At 37.4% G+C, this 11,840-nt stretch carries 10 protein-coding genes; 3 read left to right on the top strand and 7 right to left on the bottom strand.

The window, feature by feature from the left end; all coding sequences use genetic code 11:
- Window positions 1-2: 2 nt before the first annotated feature.
- On the bottom strand, window positions 3-938 hold the full coding sequence (locus Q0940_RS07065) for an amidohydrolase family protein (RefSeq protein ID WP_299266192.1): 936 nt from the start codon (window positions 936-938) through the stop codon (window positions 3-5).
- 268 nt (window positions 939-1,206) lie between these two features.
- On the opposite strand from Q0940_RS07065, the gene Q0940_RS07060 reads away from it, so the two are divergent.
- Complete coding sequence (locus Q0940_RS07060) at window positions 1,207-3,381, top strand: S46 family peptidase (RefSeq protein ID WP_299266188.1); 2,175 nt, start codon at window positions 1,207-1,209, stop codon at window positions 3,379-3,381.
- Between the two features lie 91 nt (window positions 3,382-3,472).
- Here Q0940_RS07060 and Q0940_RS07055 read toward each other — a convergent pair whose 3' ends face one another.
- From Q0940_RS07055 to Q0940_RS07045, 3 genes are all read right to left on the bottom strand, one after another.
- Entirely contained in the window at window positions 3,473-4,198 is a 726-nt protein-coding gene (locus Q0940_RS07055) for an SDR family oxidoreductase (protein WP_299266185.1), read from the bottom strand.
- 42 nt (window positions 4,199-4,240) lie between these two features.
- On the bottom strand, window positions 4,241-4,624 hold the full coding sequence (locus Q0940_RS07050) for a YkgJ family cysteine cluster protein (RefSeq protein ID WP_299266183.1): 384 nt from the start codon (window positions 4,622-4,624) through the stop codon (window positions 4,241-4,243).
- A 104-nt stretch (window positions 4,625-4,728) separates the two neighbouring features.
- Window positions 4,729-5,778 (bottom strand): patatin-like phospholipase family protein, encoded by a 1,050-nt coding sequence (locus Q0940_RS07045; RefSeq protein ID WP_299266181.1) that lies wholly within the window; start codon window positions 5,776-5,778, stop codon window positions 4,729-4,731.
- A 158-nt stretch (window positions 5,779-5,936) separates the two neighbouring features.
- Between Q0940_RS07045 and Q0940_RS07040 the strand changes: the two genes are divergently transcribed.
- Complete coding sequence (locus Q0940_RS07040) at window positions 5,937-6,680, top strand: ABC transporter ATP-binding protein (RefSeq protein ID WP_299266180.1); 744 nt, start codon at window positions 5,937-5,939, stop codon at window positions 6,678-6,680.
- Between the two features lies 1 nt (window position 6,681).
- Window positions 6,682-8,007 (top strand): ABC transporter permease, encoded by a 1,326-nt coding sequence (locus tag Q0940_RS07035; protein ID WP_299266177.1) that lies wholly within the window; start codon window positions 6,682-6,684, stop codon window positions 8,005-8,007.
- A gap of 25 nt (window positions 8,008-8,032) precedes the next feature.
- Here Q0940_RS07035 and recJ read toward each other — a convergent pair whose 3' ends face one another.
- The 3 genes from recJ to xerD form a co-directional block, all read right to left on the bottom strand.
- Complete coding sequence (recJ, locus tag Q0940_RS07030) at window positions 8,033-9,769, bottom strand: single-stranded-DNA-specific exonuclease RecJ (RefSeq protein WP_299266173.1); 1,737 nt, start codon at window positions 9,767-9,769, stop codon at window positions 8,033-8,035.
- 148 nt (window positions 9,770-9,917) lie between these two features.
- Window positions 9,918-10,634, bottom strand: a complete 717-nt coding sequence (dsbC, locus tag Q0940_RS07025) for a bifunctional protein-disulfide isomerase/oxidoreductase DsbC (protein WP_299266170.1) — start codon at window positions 10,632-10,634, stop codon at window positions 9,918-9,920.
- A 278-nt stretch (window positions 10,635-10,912) separates the two neighbouring features.
- The gene (gene xerD / locus Q0940_RS07020; RefSeq protein ID WP_299266538.1) at window positions 10,913-11,812 is read right to left on the bottom strand and encodes a site-specific tyrosine recombinase XerD; all 900 of its coding nucleotides are present in this window, start codon (window positions 11,810-11,812) and stop codon (window positions 10,913-10,915) included.
- Between the last annotated feature and the right edge of the window lie 28 nt (window positions 11,813-11,840).

Below are 11,840 nucleotides of genomic sequence, written 5' to 3'. Positions count from 1 at the left end.
AATTAAATAGTTAAGTTGTACCAAGAGCAGGCATTGTTAAAAACAAGCGCCTGCTTTTTTGTTTCTGTTAATGGCATATTATTGAGTATGTTTATTACATTGTCCCAATAATCTTGATAACTAGAATGGAACAAACACAGAGGGAAATTACTGGCTAGCATCACACGTTCTTGTCCAAAAGCTTCCAGACAAAGGTTCAGTACATGTGATTGCCAAGTGTATGTTTCGGTAGACACAGGAGACACAGGAGACACAGCAGACAAAACAGAAAGATCATCGTATTCTCTATCTATCATTTCCCAGCCAGAACATTTAACCGCACATTGTGGCAGAGCAGCTAATTGCTTTAATGCGTCATACCAATCACTTTTTGCTAATAACTCTGGTGAGTCAGCTATTGGCGGCCAACCAGCGTGGTTTAAAATGATTTTTAATGTCGGGCAATGTTTTAAAATGGAGATAAGTTGGTTTAATGCCAAAACGTCGGTTATTGGCATTTGTAGATCAAAACTTAAGTTATGCTTTGCTAAATAAGCAAAGTTAGATTTAACCTGCCCTAAAGATAAAACTTCAAAGGCATCATCGTCCAAAATATGACGAACTCCAACTACAGATTGACATGACATTAAATCATTTAATGCTTGCTCAAATTTAATAACAGGCAAAGTCACATCAATAAAGGCAACGGTTTTAAATGGTTTTGTTACTACTGACTCTAACCAATCAACTTCTTCTTTTGGAGTGTCATTATTAAAACCAGCTTCAATATGTACAAAACCCGCAATTTCATGTTCCTCAGACACAACTAAATCTTGCTGTGAAAAGCTTTTGTTTATTACTGCTTTATCCAGCCCAAAAGGTGCATTTTCAGGCTTTAGCCAAGAGTACTGGCCAAGTTGTAAATCAAATAAATGCAAATGAGGATCAAGGATTTTCATAGTTATTGAATCAGTTATGTAAAAGCTATTTAAGAGTTGGTTAATATATTTTCATCTTATTGCAAAGCGTTGCTGCTGTCTGCCATTAGTTTACTTTAGATTTGTAAACGGCTAAGCACAATGTGTCTACATTTAGTGACAAATCTCTCATCTTGAACAATCTGTAATTTATCTCATTAGACATTATTTTACAGCGACTTATGGTAATAATAACAAAGACAAAAAGAGCTGGTTTATAACAAGCCTATTACATAAGCAAAGGAACAACATGATTAAGAAACTTTTATCCACAGGGGTTATTGCGTCATCCCTATTATTTGGTGCTGCATTGGCAGACGAAGGCATGTGGCAACCACATCAGTTGGCACAAATTAAAGACAAATTAAAAGCGGCAGGTCTCAAGCTAGACCCTGAAAAAATGGCAGACTTAGATCAATTCCCAATGAATGCCATTGTAAGTCTTGGTGGTTGTTCAGCATCATTCTTATCAGAACAAGGGTTAGTTATCACTAACCATCATTGTGCTTATGGCTCTATTCAGCACAATTCAACGGAAGAAAATAACCTATTGGTAAATGGCTTTGTTGCTAAATCAATGGATAAAGAACCGCAAGCTTCTCCAAGTGCTCGTGTTTATGTTACAGAATCATTAACAGACGTGACCAAAGATATTAAAGGTTCCATCCCTAAAGGCGCAGAAGGCGTTGATTACTTTAATGCGATTGATAAACGTGAAAAAGAATTAGTAGCAGAGTGTGAATCTTCACAAGACTACCGTTGTAATGTTTATAGCTTTCACGGTGGTGCTGAGTACTTCCTAATTAAGCAATTAGCTATTCGTGATGTTCGTTTAGTTTACGCTCCACCTTCTAATATTGGTAAGTTCGGTGGTGATACCGACAACTGGATGTGGCCACGTCACACTGGCGATTGGTCTTTTTACCGTGCATATGTAAATAAAGACGGTCAGCCTGCTGATTACTCAACGGACAACGTCCCGTTTAAACCAAAAGCATTCTTAAAAGTAAATGCTAACGGTGTTGAGAAAGACGATTACGTAATGGTTCTTGGTTACCCAGGTAGAACAAATCGTTACCGTACGGACGTAGAAGTGGAGTCAACATTCACCAATGTTTACCCAACATCAAAACGTTTACGTGAAGAGTTTATTGATGTGATCAAAGCTAACTCAGAAGACGGCAGTGAAGCGCGTATTAAATACGAAAGTACTATTGCTGGTTTGGCTAACTACGCTAAAAATTACGGCTCTATGATTGAAAGCTTTAACAAAGGCGACATGTTAGAACGTAAAAAGCAGCTAACAGCTGATTTAACAAAGTGGATTAATGCCGACAAAAAACGCAAAGCTAAATACGGTGAAGCGATTAACAATTTAGCTGCGCTTATTGTTGAGTCTAATAAAACACAAGATGGCGACATAGTAATGGGCTATTTAGGTCGTAGCTCTATGATGAGTGTTGCTAAAGGTTTATATCGTTTAGCACATGAGAAGCAAAAGCCGAATGTAGAACGTCGCCAAGGTTTTCAAGAACGTGATATGAAACGTTTTGGTCAATATATGTCAATCGTGAATAAACGTTACGATGAAACAGTAGAAAAAGCATTGTTTATGCATTTTGTTAAAGAATATGCCCAGTTACCAGCTGATCAACGTAATGCTACCTTTGATAAGTTTTTCAATTTACAAAATGGATTGGATACAGATAAAGTTGCTGCTCAAATTGAGTCAATGTACGCTAAAACTGAACTTGATAAGACGGATGTGCGTTTAGCTTGGATGGAAAAATCAGTTGCTGAATTTAAGGCAAGTAACGACCCATTCATCCAATATGCCGTTTCACAGTTTGATAACGACATGGCTGAAGAAGAAAAAGAAAAGGAAATTGGCGGTAAGTTACAACAAGCTCGTCCTGCATACATGGAAGCGATGATCGCATTCAAGAAAAGCAGAAATGAAGCGGTTTATGCTGATGCAAACAGCTCTTTACGTATCACTTACGGTAACGTTAAAGGGTATTCTCCACAAGATGGTTTAACGGCTACACCGTTTACTACGCTTGAAGGTATGTTAGCTAAATATGTTCCAGGTGATGATGAGTTTGATTTATTTGAAAATATTCGCACGGCGATAAAAGATAAAAAATACGGACCATATAAAAAAGAAGCGTTAGGAAGTGTTCCAGTTAACTATATGACTACGTTAGATATTACCGGTGGTAACTCTGGTTCAGCAACGTTAAATGCGAACGGTGAATTTGTAGGGCTTATCTTTGATGGGGTTTATGAGTCTATCATTGGTGACTGGGATTATGATCCAACATATAACCGCTCAATCCACGTAAGTGTTCCTTACATGTTATGGGTTATGGAATATATTGATGGTGCGAATAATATCATTGATGAAATGACAATTGTTAAGTAAACGTTAATGTCAGAACGGAAAAAGCAGTGTGAAAACACTGCTTTTTTTATGGATTTTACTTTATATTTTAAGGCTTAAATCGATATCATGGTTATTGCGTTGTGTAACCGCCGTCAATCACCTGCAAACTGCCAGTTATAAACTTGGCTTTGTCACTGGCTAAGAACAAAACTAATTCAGCCACTTCTTCTGGTTGCCCTAATCTTCCTAACGGTTGCAATGCCGCTTCTTCAGCGTGTATTTGTTGCTTATCAGCACCAGAGCGTTCGCAATAACTGTCGATGGCTTTGTGATATAAAGGTGTTTCTATTGTGCCGGGACAAACTGCGTTAGCTCTAATATTAAACTTGGCATAATCTAAAGCGGTGGTTTTTGCGATTGAAGCAATCGCGGTCTTACTTAAGTTATAAGCAAATGAATTTGTTTTGGCAATTAATGCTTGGTCGGAAGAGATAACAATAATAGAGCCTGCTTGGTGCTGTTTCATATTTGGTAATACGGCTTTGACTGCGGAATAAACGCCTTTAACATTAATCGCTAATACGTTATCAAGCTCTTGCTCAGAAGTGTTCTCAATATTGCCAGAAAAGTGGATGCCTGCACTGGTAACCAAAACATCAACTTTATGTTGTTCACATATCGCATTGATCACATCCGAAACGGCTTGATGATCTCGGATATCGCACTTGCAAAATTCACCCTCATTAGACGGACTTAGGTCTAAGTTAAATACCTGATAGTCATTAGCTAAAAAGGTTTGAACTACGCTCAGTCCAATACCTGAACTGCCTCCAGTGACGATGCAAACGGGTTTCATTGTTATTTTACTCTTAAATTGGTCAACGTATATGGGAGTAGTTTATTGCAAAGCAGGGCGACTGTCTGCCATTAGTTGGTCTAGTTTTGTTTGTGCTTTTTTCATATCGGTGATGTCTTGGGCTTCAATCATCTCGCATTCATCTCTGATCATTTCAGGAATAGAGGTTGGGTAATACTTGCAGTCGTCTGGGCGGTCAAAGTATATCTCGCATATGTACTTTTCTTCGCCTTTTAATTTTGTTAACCAAGGGCAGATATCAAGAGGTTTTCCGGTGTCGGGGTGGAACCAAGTTTTACCGTTTAGGATATATTCGCTAATTTCTGGGTTAAACAGCTCCCACATTTCAATTTCTTCATCGGTAACCGATAAGCCATCGTGACCATACTTAATACAGCATTTTCCACATTGATTGCAGTCTTTCATAGATTTAGTACCTGTATTAATAGCACCTGTAGTAACAATTTTTTACTAACAAACGTGCCGAATAAAAACAGTATTAGTCACAACTGACAATCTAGCTAGTTAAATTAGAAAGGTAGGGGTTTTAACACCGACAAATCTTGTTGATCTATTACTCGTTTAAACTCATCAGCCAGTTTTTCGGTTTCTTCAAATACCGTATGCCAATATTTAACACGGGTTTTTAAATCCATGGTTTCAAAGTCAGTTCTATCTGGAATTTTACCAAAAGGTAATTGAGCAATAAATTCATCGGATGGCACTAACATTACCGTGCGATCATAATTATCTGCACTAACTGCACGTGATAACTTTTTATCAAACCAACCAGCTTTAGGAGCTTTGTTAAAGTGTGGGTATAAAATAAGACCACTTTTGTTAAAGCTAATATCAAAGTGATAGTCAATTACGCCGCCATCACGGTACATGCCTTTAGGTGCTCCTGCTATATCTTTTATGCCAGCCATAACTAAAGGAATAGAACCCGAGGCTAATAAAGAGTCTTTAACATTCTCTGGTGATAAATTGATATATTGAGTATCTATTTCGTAGGGGTCTTTTATTTCTAATATAGAGTCTTGATGACGAAATATAAAACGTTCGTATTGTAGATTTAAGTAACCTCGGTTTAGCCTATTTAAAACATAAGACTCGAGTAAACCAAAACCTTGGACGAGTTTATTTTCAAATGACACTAAGCCGTTTGCTTTAGTCACAATAAAATTAGCTTTAAAAATAGGATTGTTGACTACATGCTCAATACCGCTGTCGGTGAAAACATGCTCTAGCATATCCTCAGCCATATTGGTTAGATCTTCTGCGGTCATTTTAGTGTGAACATCACTTTCAGAATACTGATAAGCCAGTTTTGATATAGCCGTGACAGGATCGTCTTGAGTAAAGCAGGCTATTCTAAATGCGCCAGCTGAAGAGCCAAGCATTTCTAATGGTTGATTTCTGCCTTTAAAAAATTCACCAAAAAGATATTTATCTAAACCAAATAACGCAAACCATTTAGGGCCACCGCTTGCGCCTAAGAACATAGAAAAGGCTTGTTGGTGTAACCCTTGTTGTTCAATAATGGATCTGGCTTTTTTACCAACGTAAATATCTAACACTGACAATTCCTTTTGTTAAAGTTGTTAACTTCATTTAATAGCCTATTTAACCATAAGCTAATGCGCTTTGCTTTAAAACATTGTAAATTAGCCATGAGTTTTTTTTATGTTTATATTCAACCTATTGTTTAGGTTAAGTTTCCTTGTTAGGAGTTTCCGTGTCAGATCCAATTATCAAGTTTTCTAATATTCTATTTAGCTATGACAAAGTCTCGAACAAAAAAGTTCCAAATCTAGTATTAAACATACCTAAGTGGCAAGTTAGTCGTGGTCAGCACACTTTTATTTCTGGTGTGTCGGGCTCTGGTAAGTCAACCTTGTTAAATTTATTATCAGGTATTAACAGCCCAGACAGTGGTGAGTTAATTATGCTGGGGCAAACGTTAACAAAAATGTCCGGTAAGCAGCTTGATGCATTTAGAGCGAAAAATATTGGTGTTATATTTCAACAGCTTAATTTAATTCCTTACTTGTCAGTATTAGATAATATTTTACTGGCGGCTCACCTTGCTAAAAAAACGAATGACAAAACGGCATTGCAAAATCGAATTGAGCTATTAATCGCTAAGTTGAATTTACCTCTTTCTATATTATCCAAACAAGCAAGTGAACTCAGTGTTGGTCAACAACAAAGAGTGGCGATTGTCCGAGCTATGGTTAATGAACCAGCAATACTTATTGCGGACGAACCAACCTCGGCACTGGATCAGCAAAGTAAATCTGCATTTTTAGCATTGTTATTTGAATTAGTTAAAAGTACCAATTGTACCTTGTTATTTGTCAGTCACGACCAATCCTTAGCTGAGCAATTTGAATCTGTAGTGGAAATGTCGGTATTAAACCAAGCGCATGTTTTAACCTCAGAGTTACACAGCGATATGTCAATATCAGGGGAGTCATAACATGTTTATTAAGATAGCCCTTAAAAGTCTAATTAATAGAAAAACCACAGCTTGGTTAACGGTTTTATCTGTGGCCACTAGCTTGTTTGTATTGTTAGCGGTTAAACAAATATCCAACCAAGCTAAAACCAGTTTTGGCCGGACTGTTTCAGGTGTCGACCTCATTGTTGGCGCTAGAACAGGCCAGTTAAACTTGTTGTTAGCATCAGTTTTCAGAATCGGTTATGTCAGTAATTCGGTGAGCTGGGATTCTTATCAAACGATTAAAACTCAAAAAAATGTCAAATGGGCGGTACCAATATCATTAGGCGATTCGCACAAAGGTTATTCTGTACTAGGCACAACTCAAGAGTATTTTGATGTATTTAAATATGGAAATAAACAATCATTAAAATTGAGCCAAGGTAAAGTATTTTCTAACGCCACAGGCAATGTGCAAGAGGTTGTTCTTGGATCTGATGTTGCAAAGAAACTAGGTTATAAGTTGGGCGACTCACTAGTTTTGTCTCATGGTGTAGGAGTGACAAGTTTCCACCATCACGACCATGTTAGATTTACCGTCTCTGGTATTTTAGCCGCTACAGGTACACCGATTGATCAAACGTTGCATATTAGTTTGTTTGGTATTGAAGTAATGCATGTAGCTCCGCACGCTGAAGAACATGAAGAACATGAAGAACATGACGAGCATGAAGGACATGAAGGACATGAAGGACATGACGAGCATGACGAACATGACGAGCATGAGGAACATGCAGAGCATCAGCAGGCAAAAATTGAAAAAGTAAGCGCTGTTCTCGTTGGTGTTAAAGCTAAATTTGCTAGTTTGTATGTACAAAAAGCCGTTAATGATTATAAAGATGAAGCATTAATGGCAATTATTCCGGGTGTGGCATTAACTGAGTTATGGCAAATGATGGCGAGTATGGAAAAAGTATTACTGCTTATTTCTATCTTAGTATTATTCGCTACCTTATTGGGCATGAGCACTATGCTATTAGCCTCTATGCGTGAACGTAGCAGAGAGATTTCAATATTAAGAGTATTAGGTGCAAGTCCGTTATTTATTTTTTGTTTAATTGAATTAGAAGTTTTAGTGCTAACGCTGATAAGTTTAGTGTTAGCAATGGTGATGGTGTGGGGCGTTAGCTTGGCAACAGCACCAATACTATCAGCTTATTACGGAATATTTATAGATGTAAGCTTTTTAAGCCAAGACACATTATATATAGTGTTTAGTGTATTGGCGGTGAGCTTATTTATGGGACTATTACCGGCGATAAGTGCTTATAAAAACGCATTGCAAACAGGATTATTAGTTAAGTAATTAAGTGCTAAGTGATGGAAGAGACTTAAACTGGCATTAAGTCTCTGATCATTAACTGTAAATTTGACTCGCCTCTAAACTCATTAATATCCAACTGATACACAATATGTGTATGTTTAATATTAGGATTAGGCCAAACATTTAAGTCTGCATTAAAATGAATGCCATCAAAAACAAGTCCGTCACTGTTAGTTAGTACTAGCTTTAAATGCTTAGCTCCAACTAATCGCTGACTGATGATCTCAAATTGATCGTCAAAAGTGGGCTCGGCAAATGCTTGTCCCCAAGGGCCTGCTAAATCAAGTTGTTGGCTAAACTCTTTAGTTAAACATTCACTCGGTAATGCACCGTCAGTTAAAGTAACTTGAGTTAACGCTTCTTCACTTAAATGAGAAAGTACTACAGCATCAAAGGCGAGTTTAAATCGTTCTAAGTTTCCAGCTTTAATACTTAATCCGGCCGCCATTGCATGACCACCAAATTTGAGGATAAGACCTGGGTTTTGCGTAGACACTTGATCTAATACATCACGGATATGCACACCTTGAATAGAACGAGCTGAGCCTTTTAATTCATACTCACCATTAGCGTCACAATCACCTTGAGCAAATGCGATAGTAGGGCGATAGAACTTATCTTTGACTCGTCCCGCTACAATACCAATAACACCTTGGTGCCAGTTTTCTTCAAATACGCAAATACCGTTTGGCAAATTTCCGCTAGTGATAGATATGGTATTAACTGCTGCTTCTGCTTCAATACGCATACCTTGCTCAATTTCTTTTCTTTCATTGTTTAACGAGTTTAAATCCTCGGCCATGTTTAAGGCTGCGCCCATATTGTCCGTTAGCAAACAACGAATACCAAAGGCCATATCATCTAAACGGCCTGCTGCATTTAATCTTGGACCAATAACAAAACCGAAATCAGAGGCCTTAGCTTTACTCGCATCTTTATTGCTTAATTGCATTATGGCTTTGATACCAGAACGACAAACGCCTTTTTTAATACGGGCTAAACCTTGGTGAACCAAAATACGATTATTGCTATCTAGCGGCACTACGTCGGCTACCGTGCCTAATGCCACTAAATCTAAAAATTCAGCTAAATTAGGCTGCTGGTGGTTATTTAACTCAAACCAATTAATGTCTCTAAGGTGAGATCGTAAACCTAATAATAAATAAAACGCCACACCAACACCGGCCAAATTTTTACTGGCGAATTCACATTCTGGTTGATTAGGATTAATAATCGCATCGGCATTGGGTAATTGTTTTCCCGGTAAATGATGGTCAGTAACAATCACTTTTATGCCAGCTTGTTTGGCAAGCGCCACTCCATCTAAACAAGAGATACCATTGTCCACTGTGATAATGACATCAGTACCTTGATTAATGATCTCTTGGCTTAGCTCAACGCTTAACCCGTAACCATATTCAAAACGGTTAGGTACTTTAAAGTTAACGTTTTTAAAACCTAGTTTAGCTAAACCTAATATCATTAATGCCGTACTGGTTGCACCGTCTGCATCAAAGTCACCAACAATAGTAATTCGTTGCTGTTGGTTTAACACATCGGTTAATACTTCAGCCGCAGTTTGAATGCCTTTCATGGTAAATACAGGTAACAAGTCAGCAGCAGAACGTTTAATTTGCTCTGTCTTAGTGATCCCACGACCAGCGTATATTTTTTGAATAATTGGATGAAATTCGGCAAGACCTGATAGGTCGTTATTGATATCGCGGCGTTTAATATTGAGCATAGGACGTTATATAGATCACTTGTATTGAATGTTAAGTGTAGTCAGAAGAATATGGCTAACAAGGTTGAGATAAAATACGCGTAACCTACATGTAAACTAAGAGGACTTAAGTTTAATGTAAGCTACGAGTTGGAGCAGTGAGCTAATATTACTGAGCTAGTATATTCAGTAATTCACTTGGCGGTTTATAACCTGGGATCATAGAGCCATCGTCAAGAACAATTGCCGGTGTACCATTTACACCAGATGCTTGGCCTAATTTATACTGAGCTTCAATTGGCGCGCTACATTGTGCTGATTTAACATTGTTACCACTTTTAGATTCAGTCATCGCTTTCTGTTGGTCTTGTGCACACCAAACTGATTGAATATCGTAAAATGATTTGCTGTTAATGCCACCACGTGGGAAAGCTAAATATTGAACAGTAATACCTAAATCATTGTATTCACTCATTTGACCATGAAGCTTACGGCAATAGCCACAAGTTGTGTCGGTGAATACAGTAATTCTATGCTTTTCGTTTTTGGCAGGATAAACAATCATAGAGTCTTTAAAACTGGCAATACCATCAAGACGTAATTCTTGCATAGCGACTTCTGTTAGGTTTTTCATATTGTTGTTTAAGTCAAACAAACGCCCGGCAATAAAAAACTGACCATCTGCTGAAACATAAAAAATACCACGGTCAGTAGAAACCTCTTTTAAGCCTTTCATTGGTGTGTCTTTAATACTAGTAGCTTGTAAACCTAGTCCAACAAATTTTGTTTTGATTGCAGCTTCTTCATCGGAAGTAGTTGCTAAAGCAAAGTTAGAAACAACTAATAAGCTAACAGCGGATAAAAAGGTGGTTAATTTTGAAGACATAGTCATTCCTGTTTTTTGTATTTGCATGTTAATTATATAAGCACGATAAGCACGTTTATTAGTAAAACCTTGATTATAAGTTGGTTATTTACAATCATTATGCATAAGTAAAATTGATCTGTGTAAAGTAGTAGACCAGCATTAGGTCAATTAAGTTTCATTCTTTAGCTAAAAGTTGCTAATAAAAATCTCATTATTAACTGAACGTAATAAATGATTTACCACTACGGGTAAACAGTTAGCCAAATAGTACGTAAATACGCAGAGGAATAAAAGCATTAACCTCTTGGGTGATGCTCCATATGTAAAGATTTTAATCTTTCTTTAGCTACATGCGTATAAATTTGAGTAGTTGAAAGGTCGCTATGACCCAATAACATTTGTACCACTCTTAAATCAGCACCGTGATTAAGCAAATGTGTTGCAAATGCATGACGTAATGTATGTGGGGACAAATGAACGTTAATACCAGCCAGTGAGGCATAATATTTAACACGATGCCAAAATGCTTGTCGAGTCATCATATTGCCACGCCGTGATGGAAATAATACATCTGAGTCGCCAGTTAATAATTGTGGCCGCTCAAAACTAATGTATTTCTGTAACCATTCAGCGGCAATTTCCCCCATTGGCACTAATCGTTCTTTTTGGCCTTTACCTACAACACGCACAATGTTTTGCGTTAGGCTGATATTATCCAAACGTAAACTAATTAACTCAGTTACTCGCAAACCCGTCGCGTATAAAAGTTCAAGCATAGCTCTGTCTCTAAACTCAATGGGAATTTCTAAGTTTTGGCAATTAAGCAGGGCGATCACATCTTGCTCCGACAATACTTTTGGAATACTTTTCCCTAACTTTGGCGCTTTAGTTAATGACGTTGGATTATCATCACGTACTTTTATAACTAACAAATATTTAAACAAACGCTTAATCGCACTTAAGCAACGCGCATTGGAACGATGTTTTATGCCTTTATCAATGCGCTTAGCGATAAAACCTTCCACCGCGCTTTCATTACAATTACTTAGTGTTAAATTTTCCTCAACAAGATATAAACTGAACTGACTCAGGTCATTTTTATAAGCCGCCAAGGTGTTATCACTTAAGCCTTTTTCTAACCAAAGATGATCTAAAAAAAGAGTAATATTAGCTTGGTTTTGTTGTTGTAAATCCAGCACCAAATATAATGTTCCGTAAATATGT

This window comes from uncultured Psychrosphaera sp. (genome assembly GCF_947500655.1).
GTDB lineage: Bacteria > Pseudomonadota > Gammaproteobacteria > Enterobacterales > Alteromonadaceae > Psychrosphaera.
Note: the sequence above shows the minus strand (reverse complement) of the source record. Positions and strands in the feature narration are given on the sequence as shown.

What these genes read in the sequence shown, in the direction of transcription:
- Q0940_RS07065 (WP_299266192.1), bottom strand. Translation starts at nt 938, where the DNA reads ATGAAAATCCTTGATCCTCATTTGCATTTATTTGATTTACAACTTGGC.
- Q0940_RS07060 (WP_299266188.1), top strand. Translation starts at nt 1,207, where the DNA reads ATGATTAAGAAACTTTTATCCACAGGGGTTATTGCGTCATCCCTATTA.
- Q0940_RS07055 (WP_299266185.1), bottom strand. Translation starts at nt 4,198, where the DNA reads ATGAAACCCGTTTGCATCGTCACTGGAGGCAGTTCAGGTATTGGACTG.
- Q0940_RS07050 (WP_299266183.1), bottom strand. Translation starts at nt 4,624, where the DNA reads ATGAAAGACTGCAATCAATGTGGAAAATGCTGTATTAAGTATGGTCAC.
- Q0940_RS07035 (WP_299266177.1), top strand. Translation starts at nt 6,682, where the DNA reads ATGTTTATTAAGATAGCCCTTAAAAGTCTAATTAATAGAAAAACCACA.
- recJ (WP_299266173.1), bottom strand. Translation starts at nt 9,769, where the DNA reads ATGCTCAATATTAAACGCCGCGATATCAATAACGACCTATCAGGTCTT.
- dsbC (WP_299266170.1), bottom strand. Translation starts at nt 10,634, where the DNA reads ATGTCTTCAAAATTAACCACCTTTTTATCCGCTGTTAGCTTATTAGTT.